22 protein-coding genes are annotated in these 20,743 nt (G+C 54.5%); 6 read left to right on the top strand and 16 right to left on the bottom strand.

Going from position 1 to position 20,743, the window contains the following annotated elements; genetic code table 11:
- Positions 1-30: 30 nt before the first annotated feature.
- The 3 genes from pdxH to pdxY all read left to right on the top strand — a co-directional run bounded on the left by pdxH (position 31) and on the right by pdxY (position 3,009).
- Positions 31-687, top strand: coding sequence for a pyridoxamine 5'-phosphate oxidase (gene pdxH / locus ABLV66_RS13720; protein WP_045392565.1), 657 nt, complete (start codon positions 31-33; stop codon positions 685-687).
- A 125-nt stretch (positions 688-812) separates the two neighbouring features.
- Positions 813-2,087, top strand: a complete 1,275-nt coding sequence (gene tyrS / locus ABLV66_RS13715; protein ID WP_045392458.1) for a tyrosine--tRNA ligase — start codon at positions 813-815, stop codon at positions 2,085-2,087.
- 61 nt (positions 2,088-2,148) lie between these two features.
- Positions 2,149-3,009, top strand: a complete 861-nt coding sequence (pdxY, locus tag ABLV66_RS13710) for a pyridoxal kinase PdxY (protein ID WP_348877171.1) — start codon at positions 2,149-2,151, stop codon at positions 3,007-3,009.
- Positions 3,010-3,046: 37 nt separating this feature from the next.
- Here the strand turns inward: pdxY and gstA are convergent, their stop codons facing one another.
- The 13 genes from gstA to blr form a co-directional block, all read right to left on the bottom strand.
- A complete protein-coding gene (gstA, locus tag ABLV66_RS13705) occupies positions 3,047-3,652 on the bottom strand; it encodes a glutathione transferase GstA (RefSeq protein ID WP_045392456.1) in 606 nt (201 codons plus the stop codon).
- 108 nt (positions 3,653-3,760) lie between these two features.
- Positions 3,761-5,266: a dipeptide/tripeptide permease DtpA gene (dtpA, locus tag ABLV66_RS13700; RefSeq protein ID WP_087858483.1), complete on the bottom strand. Its 1,506-nt coding sequence runs from the start codon at positions 5,264-5,266 to the stop codon at positions 3,761-3,763.
- A 656-nt stretch (positions 5,267-5,922) separates the two neighbouring features.
- The gene (gene nth, locus ABLV66_RS13695) at positions 5,923-6,558 is read right to left on the bottom strand and encodes an endonuclease III (RefSeq protein WP_045392454.1); all 636 of its coding nucleotides are present in this window, start codon (positions 6,556-6,558) and stop codon (positions 5,923-5,925) included.
- 1 nt (position 6,559) lies between these two features.
- The gene (locus ABLV66_RS13690; RefSeq protein WP_015366856.1) at positions 6,560-7,258 is read right to left on the bottom strand and encodes an electron transport complex subunit E; all 699 of its coding nucleotides are present in this window, start codon (positions 7,256-7,258) and stop codon (positions 6,560-6,562) included.
- A 3-nt stretch (positions 7,259-7,261) separates the two neighbouring features.
- The gene (gene rsxG, locus ABLV66_RS13685; RefSeq protein ID WP_063447909.1) at positions 7,262-7,882 is read right to left on the bottom strand and encodes an electron transport complex subunit RsxG; all 621 of its coding nucleotides are present in this window, start codon (positions 7,880-7,882) and stop codon (positions 7,262-7,264) included.
- A 9-nt stretch (positions 7,883-7,891) separates the two neighbouring features.
- Positions 7,892-8,944 carry an electron transport complex subunit RsxD gene (gene rsxD / locus ABLV66_RS13680; protein ID WP_316422196.1) on the bottom strand — a complete coding sequence of 351 codons (1,053 nt, stop codon included), beginning with the start codon at positions 8,942-8,944 and terminating at the stop codon, positions 7,892-7,894.
- Positions 8,945-11,167, bottom strand: coding sequence for an electron transport complex subunit RsxC (gene rsxC, locus ABLV66_RS13675; RefSeq protein WP_348877172.1), 2,223 nt, complete (start codon positions 11,165-11,167; stop codon positions 8,945-8,947). It lies immediately after the preceding gene.
- Positions 11,160-11,738, bottom strand: a complete 579-nt coding sequence (gene rsxB / locus ABLV66_RS13670; RefSeq protein ID WP_045392444.1) for an electron transport complex subunit RsxB — start codon at positions 11,736-11,738, stop codon at positions 11,160-11,162. The genes rsxC and rsxB overlap by 8 nt, the downstream gene beginning before the upstream one ends.
- Positions 11,738-12,319, bottom strand: coding sequence for an electron transport complex subunit RsxA (gene rsxA / locus ABLV66_RS13665; RefSeq protein ID WP_015366851.1), 582 nt, complete (start codon positions 12,317-12,319; stop codon positions 11,738-11,740). The genes rsxB and rsxA overlap by 1 nt, the downstream gene beginning before the upstream one ends.
- Before the next feature lie 78 nt (positions 12,320-12,397).
- Complete coding sequence (locus ABLV66_RS13660) at positions 12,398-12,838, bottom strand: DUF2569 domain-containing protein (RefSeq protein WP_047042807.1); 441 nt, start codon at positions 12,836-12,838, stop codon at positions 12,398-12,400.
- Positions 12,839-12,916: 78 nt separating this feature from the next.
- Complete coding sequence (gene ydgT / locus ABLV66_RS13655) at positions 12,917-13,132, bottom strand: transcription modulator YdgT (RefSeq protein ID WP_015366849.1); 216 nt, start codon at positions 13,130-13,132, stop codon at positions 12,917-12,919.
- A gap of 213 nt (positions 13,133-13,345) precedes the next feature.
- On the bottom strand, positions 13,346-14,716 hold the full coding sequence (locus ABLV66_RS13650) for a GH1 family beta-glucosidase (protein WP_289576902.1): 1,371 nt from the start codon (positions 14,714-14,716) through the stop codon (positions 13,346-13,348).
- Between the two features lie 110 nt (positions 14,717-14,826).
- Positions 14,827-14,964 (bottom strand): division septum protein Blr, encoded by a 138-nt coding sequence (blr, locus tag ABLV66_RS13645; protein WP_015366847.1) that lies wholly within the window; start codon positions 14,962-14,964, stop codon positions 14,827-14,829.
- Positions 14,965-15,133: 169 nt separating this feature from the next.
- Between blr and ABLV66_RS13640 the strand changes: the two genes are divergently transcribed.
- Positions 15,134-16,174, top strand: a complete 1,041-nt coding sequence (locus tag ABLV66_RS13640) for an oxidoreductase (RefSeq protein WP_348877173.1) — start codon at positions 15,134-15,136, stop codon at positions 16,172-16,174.
- Between the two features lie 33 nt (positions 16,175-16,207).
- Here ABLV66_RS13640 and add read toward each other — a convergent pair whose 3' ends face one another.
- The gene (gene add, locus ABLV66_RS13635) at positions 16,208-17,212 is read right to left on the bottom strand and encodes an adenosine deaminase (protein WP_045392433.1); all 1,005 of its coding nucleotides are present in this window, start codon (positions 17,210-17,212) and stop codon (positions 16,208-16,210) included.
- 233 nt (positions 17,213-17,445) lie between these two features.
- The gene (locus tag ABLV66_RS13630) at positions 17,446-17,841 is read right to left on the bottom strand and encodes a DUF1398 domain-containing protein (RefSeq protein WP_045392431.1); all 396 of its coding nucleotides are present in this window, start codon (positions 17,839-17,841) and stop codon (positions 17,446-17,448) included.
- Positions 17,842-18,184: 343 nt separating this feature from the next.
- Here ABLV66_RS13630 and metQ point away from each other — a divergent pair, with 343 nt between their 5' ends.
- Positions 18,185-19,000: a methionine ABC transporter substrate-binding lipoprotein MetQ gene (gene metQ, locus ABLV66_RS13625; protein ID WP_289576453.1), complete on the top strand. Its 816-nt coding sequence runs from the start codon at positions 18,185-18,187 to the stop codon at positions 18,998-19,000.
- Here the strand turns inward: metQ and ABLV66_RS13620 are convergent, their stop codons facing one another.
- Positions 19,001-19,429, bottom strand: a complete 429-nt coding sequence (locus ABLV66_RS13620) for a MerR family transcriptional regulator (protein WP_047077710.1) — start codon at positions 19,427-19,429, stop codon at positions 19,001-19,003.
- Positions 19,430-19,509: 80 nt separating this feature from the next.
- Between ABLV66_RS13620 and ABLV66_RS13615 the strand changes: the two genes are divergently transcribed.
- On the top strand, positions 19,510-20,736 hold the full coding sequence (locus ABLV66_RS13615; protein ID WP_047077711.1) for an NADH:flavin oxidoreductase/NADH oxidase family protein: 1,227 nt from the start codon (positions 19,510-19,512) through the stop codon (positions 20,734-20,736).
- Positions 20,737-20,743: the final 7 nt, after the last annotated feature.

Raw genomic sequence — 20,743 nt, 5'->3', positions numbered from 1 at the left:
CGCCACCCTATGACAACGATCTCAATGGTTATGTCTGATAACGACGAATTGCAGCAAATCGCGCATCTGCGCCGTGAATATACCCGTGGCGGCCTTCGTCGCCACGATCTTCCCGCTGAACCCCTGACGTTATTTGAACGTTGGCTGCGTCAGGCCTGCGACGCTAAGCTCGCAGACCCGACGGCGATGGTAGTCGCGACCGTTGATGAAAACGGCCAGCCCTATCAACGCATCGTATTGTTAAAGCACTATGACGAAAAAGGGCTGGTGTTTTATACCAACCTGGGTAGTCGCAAAGCACATCAAATCGAAAAAAATCCCCGTATCAGCCTGCTGTTTCCCTGGCATATGCTGGAACGCCAGGTCATGGTAATAGGTCAGGCAGAACGTCTGTCGACGCTGGAAGTGGTGAAGTATTTCCACAGCCGACCGCGCGATAGCCAGATTGGCGCATGGGTCTCCCAACAGTCCAGCCGTATCTCCGCTCGTGGGATCCTGGAAAGTAAATTCCTCGAGTTGAAACAGAAATTCCAGCAAGGCGAAGTGCCGTTGCCAAGTTTCTGGGGCGGTTTCCGCGTTAGCATCGAACAAATGGAGTTCTGGCAGGGCGGTGAACATCGTCTGCACGACCGCTTTTTATACCAGCGGCAAAATGATGGCTGGCAAATCGACCGTCTGGCGCCATAAAGGACGCAAAATGTTGTTTTAAGCGCTGGTGCTACGTGCTCCGGCGCTTTATTCTATGTACCTTTCGCGTCTGGCGAAAAGTCGTGTACCGGCAAAGGTGCAGTCGTTTATACATGGAGAATTTGATGGCAAGCAGTAACTTGATTAAACAATTGCAAGAGCGGGGGCTGGTAGCCCAGGTGACGGACGAAGAAGCGTTAGCAGAGCGACTGGCGCAAGGCCCGATCGCGCTCTATTGCGGCTTCGATCCTACCGCTGACAGCTTGCACTTGGGGCATCTTGTTCCATTGTTATGCCTGAAACGCTTCCAGCAGGCAGGCCATAAGCCTGTGGCGCTGGTCGGTGGCGCGACCGGTCTGATTGGCGACCCGAGCTTTAAAGCCGCTGAGCGTAAACTCAATACCGAAGATACCGTGCAGCAGTGGGTGGATAAAATCCGTAAACAGGTTGCGCCATTCCTCGATTTCAACTGCGGCGACAACTCGGCGATTGCCGCGAATAACTACGACTGGTTCGGCGGCATGAATGTGCTGACCTTCCTTCGTGATATCGGCAAGCACTTCTCTGTGAACCAGATGATCAACAAAGAAGCGGTGAAGCAGCGTCTGAACCGTGACGATCAGGGGATCTCTTTCACCGAATTTTCCTATAACCTGCTGCAGGGTTATGACTTTGCTTGCCTGAATAAACTGCACGGCGTGGCGCTGCAAATCGGTGGTTCCGATCAGTGGGGCAACATCACTTCAGGTATCGACCTGACTCGTCGTTTGCACCAGAATCAGGTCTTCGGTTTGACCGTTCCGCTGATCACCAAGGCCGACGGCACCAAGTTCGGTAAAACCGAGGGCGGCGCGGTATGGTTGGATCCGAAGAAAACCAGTCCGTACAAATTCTACCAGTTCTGGATCAACACCGCTGACGCAGACGTTTATCGCTTCCTGAAGTTCTTCACCTTCATGGACATTGCCGAGATCAATGCGCTGGAAGAAGAAGATAAGAACAGCGGTAAAGCGCCGCGCGCGCAGTACGTACTGGCAGAGCAGGTGACGCGTCTGGTCCACGGCGAAGAAGGCCTGGAAGCGGCTAAGCGCATTACCGAAAGCCTGTTCAACGGCAATCTGAGCGACCTGAGCGAAGCGGATTTCGAACAGCTGGCGCAAGACGGCGTGCCAATGATCGAAATGGAAAAGGGCGCCGATCTTCTGCAGGCGCTGGTGGATTCCGAGCTGCAGCCGTCCCGCGGTCAGGCGCGTAAAACCGTAGCCTCCAACGCGGTGACCATTAACGGTGAAAAACAGTCCGATCCGGAATATGTATTCAGCGATAGCGACCGCCTGTTCGGCCGCTACACCTTACTGCGTCGCGGTAAGAAGAATTACTGCCTGGTCTGCTGGAAATAAAAAATAAAACCAGGGCGTGGGAAACCACGCCCTTTTTTCTTTTTAGGGTTGTGGTAAGAAAATGAAGAACATCCTCGCCATTCAGTCTCACGTCGTGTTTGGCCATGCGGGCAACAGCGCCGCTGAATTTCCGATGCGCCGTCTCGGCGCCAACGTCTGGCCCCTCAATACCGTACAGTTCTCCAACCATACGCAATACGGCAAATGGACCGGCTGCGTCATGCCGCCTTCGCATTTGACCGAAATCGTGCAGGGGATTGCCGATATCGATAAGCTGCAGAGCTGCGATGCGGTACTGAGCGGCTATCTGGGTTCCGCCGAGCAGGGCGAACATATTCTCGGCATCGTGCGTCAGGTGAAAGCGGCGAATCCGGCGGCAAAATACTTTTGCGATCCGGTTATGGGGCATCCGGAAAAAGGCTGCATCGTCGCTCCTGGAGTGGCTGAATTCCACGTACGCTATGCGCTGCCGGCCAGTGATATCATCGCGCCGAATCTTGTCGAGCTGGAGATCCTGTGCGGCCATCCGGTGGCCAACGTTGATGAAGCCGTTAGCGCGGCCCGTGAGCTTATAGCGCAAGGGCCTCAGGTAGTGCTGGTGAAACATCTGGCGCGGGCGGGTATGAGTATGGATCGCTTTGAGATGTTGCTGGTGACGGCGGATGAAGCCTGGCATATCAGCCGCCCGCTGGTCGATTTTGGCAGCCGTCAGCCGGTCGGCGTGGGCGATGTGACCAGCGGCCTGCTGCTGGTTAAGCTACTGCAGGGCGCCAGCCGGCGCGACGCCCTTGAGCACGTCACTGCGGCAGTGTATGAAATCATGCTGGCAACCAAAAATATGCAGGAGTATGAACTGCAGGTAGTGGCGGCGCAGGACCGCATCGCCAAACCGGAACATTACTTCAGCGCAACGCAACTGTAAGCGCGATGGCATGCCCGCTTGCGGGCATGCCGATGATTTACTTCAGACCTTCCGCCGACAGCGCCGCCGCAACGGACGGACGCGCCGCGACATGCGCCATCCAGGCGCCAATATTAGCGTAAGCTTCCATATTCAGTTTCACCGCATAGCCCCAGCGCAGGACCGTAAACAGGTAGCCATCGGCGATGGTGAAGCGATGCCCATTCAACCACTGTTTATCCTGTAGCGCCTCATCGACATACTGTAGCTTTTTCTCCAGCAGGGCGCGCACCGTTGGCTTGTAGTCTTCCGGGGTGTCCGGACGGAACAGCGGAGTAAAGCCTTTATGTAGTTCGGTGGCGACGTAATTCAGCCATTCCAGCGTCTGATAGCGGGCAATGGTGCCCACTGGCGCCAGCAGCTGGCGGTCGGGCACGCGGTCGGCAATATACTGCATGATGGCCACACCCTCGGTCAGCAGCACTTCATCGTCAAGCAGCAGCGCGGGAACCTGACCCTTAGGATTAATCAGCAGGTAGTCATCGCCGTTTTCGAGGCGTTTCTTCGCCAGGTCGACGCTATCGATGGTAAAGTCGAGGCCGCTTTCGCGCAGGGCGATATGAGAGGCAAGGGAACAGGCGCCGGGCTTGTAGAACAGTTTCATCAGTAACTCCTCGTGGCTGCAGTTTCCTGTATGTTAGTCCCCCGTGGGGCAAAAAAAAAGCCGCTAACATACGTTAGCGGCCTAAATTTATTGGTTTTCCCGGAGCATTTAAGCGGTTGCGGTTTCGCGCGCTTTGGCGACAGCGTCGTCGTCCAGCGTCATACGGTTTAGCTTCGGCGCGGTCAGCAGCATCAGGAAGGCGATGACAGCGGTCGCGATACCAATTTGCAGGAACACGTGGCCGTAAACATTCAGAGAAACCAGCGGGTCGGTCACGTTTTCCGGTACTGCCATCAGGTTAGCGATTTTACCTGCAATGATGGCGGCGCCTGCGGTGGTCAGGAACCAGCTACCCATGATGAAGCCCATCAGACGTTGCGGTACCAGTTGAGCAACCATCGCCAGGCCGAGGCCGGAAATCATCAGTTCACCGATACTCTGCAGCGCGTAGCTGAGGATCAACCAGTTGACGGAGACGATACCGGCGTCGCTGGCGAATTTGGTACCCAGCGGCAGTACCAGGAAAGCGCCGGAGCACAGCACCATACCGATGGCGAACTTATGCGGCATCGGCAGGCGGTCACCCATCTTGTTATAAATCGCGGCCAGAATCGGGCTACCAATCATAATCCAGAACGGGTTCAGCGCCTGATACTGCTCAGGTTCGAACGCGATACCCAGAATCGAGTGCTCAACGTTACGGATCGCGAAGAAGTTCAGCGAGGTTGGCATCTGGCTGTACAGTACGAAGAATACAATCGCTTCAACCATCAGCAGGAAAGCAACGATCATTTTACGACGCGCCGCGCCCTGCAGCGCCATGGCTTCTTTAGCGAAGATGATAACGATGCCCAGTGCAATGACGCCCAGCGCCATACGTGCGATGCCCTGATTGTGCAGCAGCCAGGTGGCAATAGCGACCAGCACTACCACGCCGACGATGGTCGCCAGCAGTTTGCCGACATGCACCGGAGCGAAGTCAGGTTTGGAACCGTACTGTTTAACCCACTTCTGGCAGAAGGCGAAGTTAACCACGGTGATCAACATGCCCACGACGCTCAGCGCGAACGCCACGCTCCAGCCGAACTTCGCTGCCAGCCACGGCGTGGCGAGCATAGAGAAGAAGGAGCCGATATTGACGGACATATAGTACATGGTAAATGCACCGTCCAGACGCGGGTCGTTCTTGTCATAGCAGGTGGAGAGCAGGGAAGACGGGTTAGCTTTGAACAAGCCGTTACCGACGGCGATAGTCGCCATACCCATATAGACGATGGCGGCATCGTGACCGGACCAGGCAACCAGCGCATAGCCGATAGCCAGAACAATCGCGCCAAGCATGATGACGCGTTTGGTGCCAAGCACCTTGTCGCCGAGCCATCCGCCGATAGCGACCAGGCCATAAACCAGTGCACTAAAGGAAGAGAACAGGGTGATAGAATCCGCTTCCGACATACCCAGCTGTTTTACCAGGTAAACGGCCATGATCCCTTGCAGGCCGTAATAACCAAAACGCTCCCATAACTCAATGGAGAAGATGAGATAAAACGCTCTTGGTTGTTTGAAAGCGTTCAAACTCACGCTTTCTGCTGGTTTATTGTTTGCAGTTGACACATATACCTCTTTTTTTACATCCCATATTAACGGGGGCTGTTTGGGGCGCAATCCCGGAGGACCGCCGCCTTTATAGTTATTCTTGGAGGGAAAACGGCAAGTAATGTTCACTATCCTGCCCCATCAGGCAATAGCTTTGTAATACTCTGTTACACATAACCAAGCTACTATAATTAGCCAGTCATACAAATGTTATACAGAGTTAAATTTCACCTTTTCGTTAAACCTGATATTTTAATCTGCGCCGGGCGGCCATCGTGGGGATAAAGGCGATATATTCTGCTTTTTGACCTTGAAGGTAGTGGGATGGCCTATATTCCTAAAAATAAGCAGGCTATTCTCCTGGTGACTGAGGCTCTGATATTGAAATTGCTGGCTTTTTTCAGCATTTTTGCAACAGTAATTTAACGACGAGTTGCGTGGATGATCTTGATCACAAATACATAGAAAATTTTCAGCGGTAAAAAACGATTGCGCTGATTGCTGGTTATATAACCGCATAATTATCCATCTAAATGGCAAAAGTATGGAGTCATTGTCGGTGTGATTGATGAAAAATAGAACCATAACCACAGGTTAGGTTATGGATCCGGGCGATCGTTGGTGAAAATAGCGGTGACTGACGAGGACGGTAATATTCAGCAGATATGCAAAAATCAGGACTCAACCTTCTCTTTATACTCGCACAAATCTTCTATCAGGCAGGAACCGCAGCGCGGTTTTCGCGCGACGCAAGTGTAACGGCCGTGAAGAATAAGCCAGTGGTGACAGTCAACTTTAAACTCCGCCGGAACCACCTTTAACAACTTTTCTTCGACTTGTTCAACGTTCTTACCGGGAGCAAATTGTGTCCGATTGCAAACGCGGAAGATATGGGTGTCGACGGCAATAGTCGGCCAGCCAAAAGCGGTATTCAGCACGACATTGGCGGTCTTACGACCGACTCCTGGTAGCGCTTCCAGCGCCGCCCGGTCTTCCGGCACCTCACCGTTATGTTTCTCCAGTAAGATGCGGCAGGTCTTAATGACGTTTTCGGCTTTACTATTAAACAAACCAATGGTTTTGATATAGGACTTCACGCCGTCAACGCCAAGCTCCAGCATCGCCGCCGGCGTATTGGCGACCGGATAGAGCTTCGCAGTAGCTTTGTTGACGCTAACATCAGTGGCCTGCGCTGACAGCAGCACCGCAATAAGTAGCTCGAACGGTGACGTGAAATTGAGTTCAGTGGTTGGGTGCGGGTCGTTATCCCGCAGCCTGGTCAGGATCTCTAGGCGTTTGGCTTTATTCATCTTACGCTTTCCCTGTCACATCAGTTGGGGCGACGGAGACGGCCTGCGCCGCTTTCGCCTTACGCTGCTTAGTACGCTCATCGATGAGGTATTTTACCGCCAGCATCATACCGAGGCCAATGAAAGCGCCAGGCGGTAGCATCGCCAGCAGGAACGGCGTATCGGTATGGAAAACTTCAATGCGCAGGACTTTCGCCCAACTGCCTAATAAGCTATCGGCGCCATCAAACAGCGTGCCATTACCGATTATTTCGCGCAGCGACCCCAGCACAAACATGGCGCAGGTCGCGCCCATACCAATGGAAAAACCATCGAGCGCCGACAGCGCCGGTCCTTTTTTGGCGGCGAACGCTTCGGCGCGCCCCACCACGATACAGTTAGTCACGATAAGCGGAATGAAGATACCCAGCGATTGATACAGGCCGAAAGCGTAGGCGTTGATAAGCATTTGTACCACGCTGACTACCGAGGCGATAATCATCACGTAGATCGGAATACGGATCTCCGCCGGTGTCCAACGGCGCAGGCTGGAAATGGTGAGGTTGGTGAGCGTCAGCACCAGCGTGGTCGCCAGACCGAGACCCAGGGCATTGGTAGCCGTCGAGGTAACCGCAAGCAGGGGACACATCCCCAGCAGCTGGACCAGCGCCGAGTTATTCTTCCACAACCCTTGAACAATGACGTCTTTTACTTCGCTCATGGCTTAGTCTCCGCAGGCGGTGAATTCAGGGATATGCGCGGGCAGCGTTTGCGCATACAGTCCCGCGCGTTTAACGGCGTTTACCACCGCGCGTGGGGTAATGGTCGCGCCGGTGAATTGGTCGAAATCACCACCGTCTTTTTTCACCGCCCAGTGGCTATCATTTTGGCCATGGATAACCTTGCCGCTGAAGTGGGTGATCCAGTCAGAAATACGCAGTTCAATCTTATCACCGAGCCCGGGGGTCTCATGATGCTCGGTGACGCGTGAGCCGAGAACGGTGCCTTTAAAGTCAGCTGCGACCAGCAGTTGAATCGCCCCGGAATAACCATCCGGCGCCGTGGCTTCCATCACCGCGCCGACCGGCGCATCGTTATTCTTTGCAATCCATACTTTATGCTGACCTTTGCCTAACTGCGGCGCGGTCACCAGATAACAGCTTTTCAGCAGATCGTTATTATAACTCTCCGCTGGCAGGACCTGATCGAACAGGGCCTTTTGCTGTAGCGCGGCCTGCTGCTCAATGGTGTTCTTGGTTAATTCATTGATGGCGGCCGTCAGTCCGGTAGAGCCAGCGGCAAAGAGCGCCAGCGTGATGCCGTGTTTACGCATGCTATTTAACATCGCGACTCCTCAACGGTGGCCATACACGCGCGGACGCGTGTAGTAGTCAATCAATGGGACGGTAATATTCGCCAGCAGCACGGCGAAGGCGACGCCGTCCGGATAACCGCCGAAGCTGCGGATTAGCCACACCAGTAAACCTGCCAGCGCGCCGAAAATCAGGCGTCCGCGGTTGGTAGTGGATGCCGTCACCGGATCGGTAAGGATAAAGAACGCTCCAAGCATGGTGGCGCCGGAAAGCAGATGCATCTGCGGCGATGCCAGGCTTTCCGGTGAGAAAATCCAGCCGAGAGTGGCGCAAACGGCAAGGCTTAACAGGAAGCTTACCGGAATATGCCAGCGAATGGTTTTTTGCCAAAGCAGGAACAGACCGCCAGCCAGCCAGGCGAGGTTAACCCACTGCCAGCCGAGACCAGCCAGTTGGCCGCCGTAAATTGGATACTGCAGGATCTCTTTTGCGCTGTGTCCGGCATGCAGGGACGTTTTAAACGTATCCAGCGGCGTGGCCTGGCTGATACCGTCGATTCCCATACGCAGGCTGTTCATATCGCCGCCGCTGGCGGTATGGCCGCTGAAAATAACCTGCAGCGCATCCATAAAACCAGGCACCTGAGCGGCAATCTCATGCGGTGGTAACCAGGAGGTCATCTGCACCGGGAAAGAGATCAGCAGAACAACATAGCCGATCATCGCCGGGTTAAAGGGGTTATGCCCTAATCCGCCGTACAGTTGCTTGGCAATGACTACCGCAAAGGCGGTGCCTAACACCACCATCCACCACGGCGCCAGCGGCGGAATACTGACGGCCAGCAACAGCCCGGTCAGCAGGGCGGAGTTATCCGCAAGGGTTGCCGCAATATTTTGTTTGCGCAACTTGAGAATAGCCGCTTCGGTTCCCCATGCGGTGAAGGCCGCGAGGATAATCTGCAACAGGGTACCCCAGCCGAAAAACCAGCTCTGGACGATAATACCAGGGATCGCCGCCAGCAGCACCACTAGCATAATTCGCGAGGTCTGGCGCTGGTTGTGGGTATAAGGGGAGCTTGCGATTCTGAAAACCATTTATTCCTCGTTAACTGCCTGCTGTGTTGCTTTACGCGCCTGAACGCGAGCGATAGCTGCCGCGACGGCCGCCTTACGCGGATCGTCATTGGCGGCATCCGGCGCGGATTGTTGTTCTGCTTGTTGTGCTGCCTTTCGCGCTTTGGCACGGGCGATAGCGGCCTCAACGGCGGCTTTACGCGGGTCGACCACGGGGGCAGCCTCAACCAGTGTTTCACTTTCGGCAGAAGGTGCTGCGCTTTCAACTTGCTGTGCGGCCTTACGCGCTTTTGCACGGACGATAGCGGCTTCAACGGCGGCTTTACGCGGGTCGACCGCGGGGGCAGCCTCAACCGGTGTTTCACTTTCGGCAGAAGTTGCGACGTTCTCAACCTGCTGTGCGGCCTTACGCGCTTTGGCACGGGCGATAGCGGCTTCAACGGCGGCTTTACGCGGGTCGACCGCGGGGACAGCCTCAACCGGTGTTTCACTTTCGGCAGAAGGTGCGACGTTCTCAGCCTGCTGCGCGGCTTTGCGCGCTTTGGCACGGGCGATAGCGGCCTCAACGGCCGCTTTGCGCGGATCGCTTGCTTCGGCTGTTGATTCAACAGCGGCTTGCTGTTCGGCTTTGCGCGCCCGAGCCTCGGCCTTACGCGCTTCGCGGGCGGCAATCGCTTCGCTGTTGTCCGGTTTGCTGCCGGACTGAATGACAATCGGCTGCGCCGCGTCACGCTGCTTATCGCGTACGCGGGCCAGCGCGGCGTTAATGGCATCCTGATCTTTTGCCGCCGGTTGTACGGCCGCTTTTTTGTGCCGCTCCTGACGCGCGGCTTTTTCACGTTCAAGACGCGCCTGTCGCGCTTCAAAACGAGCTTTCGCTTCGGCGGCGCGCTGTTCTTCCAGGCGAATGGCGGCTATTTCCGCTTTTTCCTGGCGGAAATATTGCACCAGTGGAATATTGCTGGGACAAACCCAGGCGCAGGCGCCGCATTCGATGCAGTCCGCTAAGTTATGGGTAGTGGCTTTGTCGTGCTGCTGGCCTTTACTGAACCAATACAGCTGCTGGGGGAGTAGATCTGCCGGGCAGGCATCCGCACAGGCGCTGCAGCGGATACAGCCTTGTTCTTCCTGCGTTTCGCCCATCTCAGTTATCGACGGCGCCAGCAGGCAGTTAGTGATTTTCACGACAGGAACGTCAAGCCAGGGCAAAGTGAAGCCCATCAGCGGCCCGCCCATGATGACCATCGGCTCCGCGCTGGCGCAGAAACCGGCATCGCTCAGCAGATGACGCACCGGCGTACCAAGGCGCGCCCAAACGTTGCCCGGACGGCTAATCGCTTCGCCGGTTAAAGTGACGACGCGCTCGGTTAACGGCTCGCCGTCAATAACCGCGCGTTTAACAGCATAAGCGGTACCAACGTTCTGCATCAGGACGCCAATATCGGAGGAGCGGCCTCCGTGCGGCACCTGCTTACCGGTAAGAATTTGCGTGAGCTGCTTCGCGCCGCCGGAGGGATATTTCGTTGGGATCACCCGCAGCGCTATGCCATGGGCGTCGGATAATACCGCGCGCAGCATGGAAATGGCCTGCGGTTTATTATCTTCTATACCAATCAGCACCTGTTTGGGCTGCAAAATATGCGCAAGGATGCGGATCCCTTCAACGACCTGCGCCGCGCAGTCCTGCATCAGGCGATCGTCGGCGGTGATATAGGGTTCGCATTCCGCGGCATTGATAATCAGGGTGTCGATTTTATCACCGCCGCCGCGCAGTTTTGTTCCCGTGGGGAAGCCGGCGCCGCCTAGCCCGGCAACGCCAAACTGGTGGATACGCTCGATCAGTTCTTCACGCGATTTGTTGTGGTAGTCGCTCCAGCCGTCGCGCTCGATCCAGCAGTCATCGCCATCGGCGTCGATAATAACGCTCAGTTCCGCCAGCGCGGAAGGATGGGCGGTCGAGTGAGGCTCGATGGCCGTCACCGTCCCGGAAGTTGGGGCATGGACCGGCAGCATTCTGCCAAAACCGCGGGTCAACGGTTGGCCGCGCAGAACCTTATCGCCCGGTTGTACGCACAGTTCGCCTTCAGCACCGATATGCTGCTTCAGCGGAATGACGAAACGCTGCGGCAGAGGAACCTGACGCAGCGGCGTGCCGTTGGACTGAGTTTTCATTTCCGGCGGATGAATACCGCCGTTGAAATCCCAGATCTTGTCTTTTCGGAAAGCGGAAAATAACTTAAACATGTTGTTCCACAGGAATATTGCGTACTGGGATGGTTTGCAGGTCCCATTTCCAGGTTTCGGTGGTCTGGGCGACTGGACGCAGGTCAATACACTGAGTCGGGCAGGGGGCCACACAGAGATTACAGCCGGTACACAGGTCGCTCATTACCGTATGCATGGCGCGGGTCGCGCCAACGATGGCATCGACCGGACAGGCCTGAATACATTTGGTGCAGCCAATGCAGTTGGCTTCATCAATCACCGCCAACATGCGAACCGGCTCTTGCTGCTGCTCGTCGCCGTCAATAGGCTGCGGATCGACATTCAATAACGCGGCGATTTTTAACATGACTGCTTCGCCGCCGGGTGCGCAGCGGTTGATTTTTTCACCCTGGGTGCCTACGGCTTCCGCGTAGGGACGGCAGCCCGGAAAACCGCACTGACCGCATTGGCTTTGCGGCAGCAGTTCATCAATTTTTTCTACCACCGGGTCGTCTTCCACCGCAAAACGGCGCGACGCGTATCCCAGTATTAAGCCGAAGATCAGCCCGAGCAGGCTGATGGCGATCACGGCTATCCAGACAGCGCTCATTACAACTTCACCAAACCACTAAAGCCCATGAATGCCAGTGACATTAATCCAGCGGTCACCAGCGCAATCGCGTTACCGCGAAACGGCGCGGGAACATCGGCAACCACCAGGCGTTCGCGAATGGCGGCGAATAACACCATCACCAGCGAGAAACCGACGGCAGCGGCGAAACCGTACAGCGCGGACTGCAGGAAATTATGCCCGAGGTTAATATTCAGCAATGCCACGCCCAGCACCGCGCAGTTGGTGGTGATTAACGGCAGGAAGATCCCCAGCAGACGATACAGCGCCGGACTGGTTTTACGGACCACCATCTCGGTAAATTGCACCACCACTGCGATGACCAGGATAAAGGCCAGGGTGCGCAGATAAACAAGGTTCAGCGGGATAAGGATCCAGGTATCAATCAACCAGGCGCAAATCGAGGCCAGCGTCATCACGAAGGTGGTGGCCAGTCCCATCCCCATAGCGGTTTCCAGCTTTTTGGAAACCCCCATAAACGGGCACAATCCAAGAAACTTCACCAGCACGAAGTTATTAACAAGGACAGTACCGACAAAGAGCAGTAAATAATCAGCCATTATTGGACCTGAAACGAAAAAAAGCCGCCTATTATCGAATAAATCGATACCGGCGACAACAGGTGAACTGTGTGGTTATTACGGATTGACGAAGGTCCGCTTAACCCGCGCAGAGCGTCGAAAATAGGGCGCAAACAACGCTGCGGCAAGCAACGGAAACAACAGCTGGCGCATGGCCAGAAGATCCGAAATCGGCGAAAAAGCGAACGCCTTAATCGCCAGCAGCAGAGAAATAAGCAGCCAGATAATGTAGTGCTTAGGTACCACCGCGCGGCGTTTGAAAAAAGCGATTGTCAGCCACAGGGTATAATACCACATCGCGACGGCGAACAGCAGGGAAGCCAGCCATAGCGCCAGGTGGCCGAAGCTCATTGCTTTCAGCAATGCCCAGGTCTGCGGCGCCATCAGCGCATTCGCGTACAGTATTAATGATAGAGAGGTGCTGAACAGCGCGAGCAGTAACCACGCCAGCGGCGCCAGTAGCCAGCCGCCGATACGTTCTGCAGATTGAGAGGACATCGTAACCCCCGGATTCAACGCCAGTTAGTTAATTTCAGGGCGGGAAGTATAAGCAACTGGCGTGAATGATAACAGCCTTTATTGCACGTAACGCCATACCGACTTCGGCACCTGGCCTACATCGAACAGTTTTCCGCCAGAGACTAACTCGGCGCGGCGGTGATCGGCGGCGCGATACATGTTGACGATTTCATTGGTGTCAGAGAGAGAATAGTTAAGATGATCAAAAAGTTTTTCCAGGCTTTCCAGCGAACTAATTTTGCGGAATTTTAATAAATAATCCTGTACGGTCATTTGTGTATCCATTTAATAATCGGAATTAAGTCGAATATTACCAATTTTCTGTAAACCGTGTTTCAACTAACCGCGCCTTCTTGATGGGCCGGCGGAATTATTTCGGTTGCCAATACTAAAAACAAGAACTGATTAGGGTCCTGGCATCGTAAAAAGAAATTTAAGAATATTCTACAACCAGATCAGGCGCCGGACGGCGCCTGGGAGGGAAGATTAACGCTGTTCGCCTCGGCTGGCAATAACGTTTTGATACCAGAAATAACTCTTTTTTCGTTTGCGAGCGCGGTTCTGCTGGTGATCGACGTAGACAAAACCGTACTGCTTCTGATAACCGTTGAGCCAGCTTAGCAGGTCAATAAAGGACCACGGGTAAAAACCACGGACATCCGCACCTAATGCTATTGCTTTTTCCAGCGCATTAATGTGGCTACTCAGATAGTCAATTCGCGGATCGTCGACAATTTCACCGTCAATTATCGGATCTTTTGCCCCCAAACCATTTTCGGTGATATAGATTGGGATATCGCCATAGCGCTCTTTTATCATCATGATGCCGTCGGTTAATCCCTGCGGCCAAATTTCCCAACCCCATTCAGTATAAGTACTTTGCGGATTGCGGACGAAATAAAATAATCCATCTACGCCGGACTCGCCGACGCCTGGACCCTCCTGCGGCGTGGCGGAGACCGTCTCCCGACGGTAATAATTCAGGCCGATAAAATCACAGCGGTTTTCCTTGAGCAGCGCATCATCGCCCGGGGCGAAGCGCGGTACATTCCACAGCGCCTGAGCCTGACGAAGCAAATCGTCTGGATAGACGCCTTTCAGTACCGGATCGTAGAACCAGTGGGTATGAATAGCATCGGCCAACGCAGTGGCCTTAATATCCTCCGCGCTTGGCGTCAACGGCGTATGGGGCTGCAGGACATTAACGAAACCAATCTGACCGTCAATGTTCATTTCACGAAAGCTCTTAACGGCCAACGCGTGGGCGATAAAGACATGGTGACAGGCCTGGATGGCGCGCGCCGGGTCGCGTACCGCCGGTGGATGGCAGCCATTTATATAACCGTGGCCAATAAATACGATAGTTTCGTTAAAGGTGGCCCACAGCTTGACCCTGGAACCGAAGCGCTGATAGCACAGACGCGCGTATTCGGCGAAGGCTTCCGCGGTGCTGCGGGCCTCCCAACCGCCTTCGTCCTGCAATGCCTGCGGCAAATCCCAGTGATAAAGGGTGATCATCGGTTCGATATTGTGCGCCAGCAGTTCGTCGATCAAATCGCTGTAAAACTGTACGCCGGGTTCATTGACTTCGCCGCGGCCACGAGGCAATAACCGTGGCCAGGAGATAGAAAAGCGGTAGCTTTGGAGCCCCATTTCCGCCATCAGGGCGACATCTTCACGAAAACGATGGTAGTGATCGACTGCGATATCACCATTGGTGCCCTGAAAGGTGGTTCCCGGCTGGTGCGAGTAGATATCCCAAATAGAAGGGCCTTTGCCATCGGCATCGTGCCCGCCTTCAACCTGGTAGGCGGCCGTTGCGGCCCCCCAGAGAAAATCTTGCGGAAATGCGCCCATCAAAAAAACTCCTTATCAAGTGATAAAGAGAGTGTATTGAATGGCGCGACAAATCTGCAACCGGTTTCTGAAACCGGTTGCAGATTTGCGGCGAGTATCACTTTTTGCCGTTACTTTGCCTGAACGGTGCTGGCCGGAGGCGGGGACTGATAATCATCGATTTGATGCGCAACCACCAACAGCACAGCCGAAACGCCAAAAACAACCCAACCAATAAGTTCTACAATGCGGGTAAAAACAGTCGTCATAATTCTAAAGCGGAAAGTTAAAATGGACTGAAATGTTACTAAACCGCGGAAACAACGCAAGTACTACCGCCCATGCATTGCGCAAATGGCGCAAAGATGAACACCGTACGCTGATAAGTGGAAGATTGCGGTTTATAGTTAAAGTCATGTTGCCTGTGAGGATGACGCCATGAGTGATGCTATACGGGTAGGGCTGATAGGCTACGGTTATGCAAGCAAGACATTTCATGCGCCTTTGATTTCCGGTACGCCGGGCATGGCGCTGTCGGCTGTGGTCAGTAGCGACGCGAAGAAAGTGCTGGCAGACTGGCCGGCGACCCAGGTGGTGGCTTCCGCGAATTCGCTCTTTGCTGACCCCGATATCGATCTCATTGTCATTCCGACCCCCAACGATACTCATTTTCCGCTGGCGCGGGCGGCGCTGGAGGCGGGCAAACACGTCATTGTTGATAAGCCTTTTACCGTGACACTGTCACAAGCGCGTGAATTGGATGCTATCGCCAGAAACCGCGGGCGTCTGTTATCAGTATTTCACAACCGGCGCTGGGATAGCGATTTTCTCACGCTGAAGGCCTTGATTGCCGCTGGGGAATTGGGAGAGGTCAGTTACTTTGAATCACATTTCGATCGCTATCGTCCGCAAATTCGCGATCGCTGGCGTGAGCTAGGCGGCCCTGGCAGCGGCATCTGGTATGACTTAGGCCCTCATCTGCTGGATCAGGCGGTCAATCTGTTTGGCCTGCCGGTGAGTATTGCCGTCGATCTGGCGCAGCAGCGCCCCGGCGCTCAGGCGACGGATTATTTCCACGCGGTGTTAATTTATCCGCAACGACGCGTGATTTTGCACAGTACGCTGCTGGCGGCGGCGGAAACGGCGCGTTATATCGTCCATGGTTCACGAGGAAGCTATGTGAAATATGGTCTCGATCCGCAGGAAGAGCGTTTGAAAAGCGGCGAGCGGCTGCCGCAAGAGGATTGGGGCTACGATATGCGCGACGGCATATTGACCCGCGTTGAAGGTGAAGAGCACGTCGAGGAAACCTGGCTGACGCTGCCGGGAAATTATCCCGCTTATTATGCGGCGATCCGCGATGCGCTCAACGGCAGCGGTGAAAACCCGGTACCCGCAAGCCAGGCGATTCAGATTATGGAACTGATTGAGCTGGGGATTGAATCGGCACGGCACCGGACGGCGCTGTGCCTGATTTAACCGCTTACTCCGCCTGTGCGGCGGAGCTTTGACTTAATGAGCCTGCAGGACGCGTTGCATTAGCGCCTCTTTTTCCTGACGACTCAGGAACGCCAGCTCCAGACCGTTAATTTGCGCCTGGCGGATCTGCGCACGGCTGAGGCCCGCCGCCGGTGCGGCGACATTGTACTCATGAATGATATCCACACCCTGTACCGCCGGATCATCGGTGTTAATGCAGGCCAGAACGCCGTGATCGAGGAAGGTCTTCAGCGGATGCTGCGCCAGTGAGGCGACGGTACTGGTCTGGATGTTTGATGTCAGGCAGGATTCAATGCCAATACGTTCAGCGGCTAGGAAGTCCATCAGCTTCGGATCCTGCACAGCTTTCACTCCGTGACCGATACGTTCGGCGCCCAGTTCACGAATAGCCTGCCAGATACTTTCCGGCCCGGCGGCTTCACCTGCGTGGACGGTAATACGCCAACCCGCGTCACGTGCGCGGCGGAAATGATCCATAAACAGCGCGCCAGGGAATCCCAGCTCATCGCCAGCCAGATCCAGCGCGGTGATACCATCGCGATGGGCCAGCAGGGCGTCGAGTTCCTCTTCACAGGCCGCTTCGCCGAAGGTGCGGCTCATGATGCCAATCAGACGCGCTTCGACGCCAAAATCACGGCAGCCTTCACGTACTCCGGCAATCACCGCTTCGACGACGCCGGCGACCGGCAGCTGATGGGTCATCGCCATATAACGCGGAGAAAAGCGCAGCTCAACGTAGTGCAGGCCGTTGCGCGCGGCGTCTTCAACGTTTTCCCAGGCAACACGCCGGCAGGCTTCCAGAGAAGCCAGCACCTTCACGCCCCAATCGAGTTTCGCCAGGAAGCTGACCAGGTCTGGTTCATTGCTGGTGACCTGCACATGCGGACGCAGCGTTTCAAGCGTGTCTGCCGGGAGAGTAATATTGAACTGGCGGCCAAGATCGAGAATGGTTTGGGCACGGATGTTGCCGTCAAGATGGCGGTGAATGTCAGTTAAAGGCAAAGTTGAATCAATCATGGACGCACTCGTTTTTTAGTTGAAGTGCACGATATTATACATCAGCAATGTAACTGTTTAAAAGTAGGGAAAAAATCCTGTTGATACAGAGAGATGACTTGAACAAAGTCTTTTTTTGCGCAAATAAAGAGCCATTTTTCTTTTTGTTGCGCAATTCGGCTGATGGGCTGCCCGCCACAAAACTAACTGCGGGCCGCCTGAATATCCGCATGAGCGTTTAATAATTTCTGCGATTAAAAGGGCAGAATCATATTTTCCATATGCAATAACGTATTATCTTTTGACCAGTAATGGCGCGTTTTTTCATTAAGATCAACCACCCACTTGAATACCCCTGCATTTGCCAGTTCAGCGCAATAGATATCAAAAGGGGTGATACCGCTAAAGTGGCGTCGCGCAGCTTCTCGGGTAAGCGTTCTGCAGGCCTGCGAGTTAACACGCAGCAACTTTCTGTTGCTTTTCAGGGAAACGAAAGTATCTGATGACATAACAAAATTCACATTCCCGGTAGCGACAAAATAAATGTAATAAGAGACGTTATTTTCAATAAGTACTTCAGTAAATGAAATAAAATCCGCATCAGTACGTACTCGCTCAAAAATGGTTCTGAGCAAATCCAGAAGCTCCATGGTTTTCCTTGTGGGTCGTGTGCGCGCGTGAGACGGCTTCATATACGGTTGGTGTATATAAAACGTTCACATATCTATTTATTATAATGCTAATTATATAAGCTTAATTTTAATGTGTGTAATGGTGTTGGAACAGTGTTTCAAGTGTTACAAAATATTGCTTCGGCGTCAGATATCGCGGTTGAACTGGCAGGGAGTAAAACAGCGCGGCGACTTATCAATAGCATTTCGCTATTAGTCATAGAGAATCAGTATTTAATCTTAATATGCCGCTTTTATATAGTGTCGCGGACTACTATTCCTGCCATCGTTAGCAGGCTATTTTATAAAGGACGCTGGGAAAATGGCATTTACTCTGAAAAATTTGACGCATTCATTGGTTTTCGCTGGCGCATTGCTGCTGGCGGGCTGTGGGCCAAAAGATCAGGATCCGAATCATATTAAAGTGGGGATTAGCGCGGGGATCGACCAGCAAGTCTGGGCGGTGGTGCAAAAGGTCGCCAAACAAAAATATAACCTCGATGTTGAGGTGGTGACTTTCAATGACTTCGTCCTGCCAAACGAGGCGCTGAACAATGGCGATCTCGATATCAATGCTTTCCAGCATAAACCTTATCTGGATAAACAGATTCAGGAGCGCGGCTATAAGCTGGTAGATGTCGGTACCACATTTGTCTATCCGATAGCCGCTTATTCAAAGAAAATCACCGCCATTTCACAGCTTCCGGACGGCGCCCAGGTGGCGGTGCCTAACGACCCAACCAACCTTGGACGCTCACTGTTATTGCTGGAGAAGCAGGGGCTCATCACGCTGAAAGAGGGGGTTGGCCTGCTGCCAACCGCGCTGGATATCGTGAATAACCCGAAGAAGCTGAAAATCGTCGAGATTGAAGCGCCGCAGCTGACCCGCGCGCTGGATGATAAACAGGTGACCATGGCTATCATTAATACCACCTTTTCCAGCCAGATTGGCCTGTCGCCGACGCGCAATGGTCTGTTCATTGAGGATAAAAATTCGCCGTACGTCAATATCTTCGCCAGCCGTGAAGATAATAAAGACAGCGCAAAGGTAAAGAACCTGGTGAAAGCCTATCAGACCGACGAAGTCGCCAATGCCGCCGCCGAATTGTATAAAGGTGATGCAGTGAAAGGTTGGTAGCTATTCTTCCCTCGCGGTCTGGCTCTGCGCATCCAGCACCTGAGTTAACACGCGCCGCGCATTAGCGGCGCAGTCAATGTCATCCGGCTTCTGTTGTATCTCATCAATAACGCTTACCAGCTGCGCTTTGCTGTGCGCGAGTTTCTGTTCCAGTTTTTCAATATCCGCCACTTTTTGCTGCAGGGTGGTGAGAAGCGTTTGTCGGTCCCAGTGGTTGAGATTGGACGGTAACAGGGCGGCGATTTCTTCAAGAGTAAATCCCGCCGCCTGAGCGGTAGTAATCAATCCCAGCACCACCAGCGCCTCTTCCGGATAGCTGCGATAGCCATTGGCTTTACGCTGCACGGTTTTGAGGATCCCGGCGCGCTCGTAATAACGGATCCGCGAAGGCGTAAGGCCGCTGCGTTTTGCCAGAGTACCGATGTTCATTTTTATTCCTCATAAGCTGCTTGACCTTAAACTTAACTTTAAGGTTATGGTTTGTCCAGTACACTGACTGGAGCCCTGACATGACACTCTTTACTCCGCTGCGACTGGCCTCTGGCGTCGTCATTAACAACCGCATCGCTAAAGCGGCGATGGAAGAAAATATGGCCGATGCCGATCATGCGCCGTCAACGGAATTACTCACTCTCTATAAGGCCTGGGCGCAGGGGGGCGCCGGGGTGATTATTACCGGCAATGTGATGGTGGACGCCAGGGCGATGACCGGCCCGGCGGGCGTGGTGCTGGAAGATGAACGACATCTCGACAGGTTTCGCGCCTGGTCGCAGGCGGCGCGGGCGAATGGCGCGCAGGTGTGGATGCAGATTAATCATCCTGGGCGACAGATGCCTGCGGGCCTGGGACAGGAGACGCTGGCCCCTTCGGCGTTGGCGCTGGATCTTGGGTCGCAATCTTCGCGCTTTCGCCTGCCGCGGGCCATGGATGAGAATGATATCGCCGATGTGACGCGACGGTTCATCACCACCTCCCGGTTAGCGGAACGCGCTGGATTTCACGGCGTCGAAATCCATGCCGCCCACGGTTATTTGCTGAGCCAGTTCCTCTCGCCGCTCAGTAATCAGCGCACCGATCGATATGGCGGGAGCATTGAAAATCGCGCCCGTCTACTGCTGGATATCGTGCGCGGCGTACGCGAGACGGTGGCGGCGGATTTTACCGTTGCGGTCAAACTCAATTCAGCGGATTTCCAGCGCGGCGGCTTTTCGATTAACGATGCGAAGAGGGTGGTGCAAATGCTGGCGGAAAGCGGCGTCGATCTGGTCGAACTTTCCGGCGGCAGCTACGAAGCGCCGGCGATGATGGGCGCCATGCGCGATGAGCGGACGCTGGCGCGGGAAGCTTACTTCCTGCAGTTTGCCGAGCAGATCGCCGAAGTGGCGACGATTCCTTTAATGGTCACCGGCGGCGTGCGGCGGCGTGAAGTGGCGGAAAGGGTGGTGAATAGCGGGGTTGCGCTGGTGGGCATCGCCACGGCGATGGCGATTGTCCCCAGTCTGCCGCAGTACTGGCGTGAGGGGGAGTTCGATGCGCCACTGCTGCGTCAGGGTAACTGGAAGAACAAGGCCATTGCCGCCACCGCGCATATGGCGGCGGTGAAATATCAGCTGCAGCGGCTAAGCCGCCACCGCGCGGCGCGGCCGCAGGTCTCACCGCTATGGGCGCTGCTGACGGCGCAACTGACGGCGAAACGGCAGGCTAAACGTTATCGGCGCTGGATGGCGGGAAAGTAATGACAGC

Source organism: Klebsiella sp. CN_Kp073 (assembly GCF_040065495.2).
In the GTDB taxonomy this organism is placed as follows: domain Bacteria; phylum Pseudomonadota; class Gammaproteobacteria; order Enterobacterales; family Enterobacteriaceae; genus Klebsiella; species Klebsiella aerogenes.
This window is presented reverse-complemented; position numbering and strand designations above follow the sequence as displayed.

Bases quoted from the DNA above. Each gene is read 5' to 3' on its own strand.
- metQ (WP_289576453.1), top strand. From the start codon at position 18,185: ATGGCATTTACTCTGAAAAATTTGACGCATTCATTGGTTTTCGCTGGC.
- rsxC (WP_348877172.1), bottom strand. From the start codon at position 11,167: ATGTTTAAGTTATTTTCCGCTTTCCGAAAAGACAAGATCTGGGATTTC.
- add (WP_045392433.1), bottom strand. From the start codon at position 17,212: ATGATTGATTCAACTTTGCCTTTAACTGACATTCACCGCCATCTTGAC.
- tyrS (WP_045392458.1), top strand. From the start codon at position 813: ATGGCAAGCAGTAACTTGATTAAACAATTGCAAGAGCGGGGGCTGGTA.
- ABLV66_RS13640 (WP_348877173.1), top strand. From the start codon at position 15,134: ATGAGTGATGCTATACGGGTAGGGCTGATAGGCTACGGTTATGCAAGC.
- rsxD (WP_316422196.1), bottom strand. From the start codon at position 8,944: ATGGTTTTCAGAATCGCAAGCTCCCCTTATACCCACAACCAGCGCCAG.
- nth (WP_045392454.1), bottom strand. From the start codon at position 6,558: ATGAATAAAGCCAAACGCCTAGAGATCCTGACCAGGCTGCGGGATAAC.
- ABLV66_RS13620 (WP_047077710.1), bottom strand. From the start codon at position 19,429: ATGAACATCGGTACTCTGGCAAAACGCAGCGGCCTTACGCCTTCGCGG.
- rsxA (WP_015366851.1), bottom strand. From the start codon at position 12,319: ATGGCTGATTATTTACTGCTCTTTGTCGGTACTGTCCTTGTTAATAAC.
- gstA (WP_045392456.1), bottom strand. From the start codon at position 3,652: ATGAAACTGTTCTACAAGCCCGGCGCCTGTTCCCTTGCCTCTCATATC.
- rsxB (WP_045392444.1), bottom strand. From the start codon at position 11,738: ATGAGCGCTGTCTGGATAGCCGTGATCGCCATCAGCCTGCTCGGGCTG.
- blr (WP_015366847.1), bottom strand. From the start codon at position 14,964: ATGACGACTGTTTTTACCCGCATTGTAGAACTTATTGGTTGGGTTGTT.
- ABLV66_RS13615 (WP_047077711.1), top strand. From the start codon at position 19,510: ATGACACTCTTTACTCCGCTGCGACTGGCCTCTGGCGTCGTCATTAAC.
- ABLV66_RS13690 (WP_015366856.1), bottom strand. From the start codon at position 7,258: ATGAGCGAAGTAAAAGACGTCATTGTTCAAGGGTTGTGGAAGAATAAC.
- ABLV66_RS13630 (WP_045392431.1), bottom strand. From the start codon at position 17,841: ATGGAGCTTCTGGATTTGCTCAGAACCATTTTTGAGCGAGTACGTACT.
- ydgT (WP_015366849.1), bottom strand. From the start codon at position 13,132: ATGACCGTACAGGATTATTTATTAAAATTCCGCAAAATTAGTTCGCTG.
- ABLV66_RS13650 (WP_289576902.1), bottom strand. From the start codon at position 14,716: ATGGGCGCATTTCCGCAAGATTTTCTCTGGGGGGCCGCAACGGCCGCC.
- pdxY (WP_348877171.1), top strand. From the start codon at position 2,149: ATGAAGAACATCCTCGCCATTCAGTCTCACGTCGTGTTTGGCCATGCG.
- pdxH (WP_045392565.1), top strand. From the start codon at position 31: ATGTCTGATAACGACGAATTGCAGCAAATCGCGCATCTGCGCCGTGAA.
- rsxG (WP_063447909.1), bottom strand. From the start codon at position 7,882: ATGTTAAATAGCATGCGTAAACACGGCATCACGCTGGCGCTCTTTGCC.
- ABLV66_RS13660 (WP_047042807.1), bottom strand. From the start codon at position 12,838: ATGTCCTCTCAATCTGCAGAACGTATCGGCGGCTGGCTACTGGCGCCG.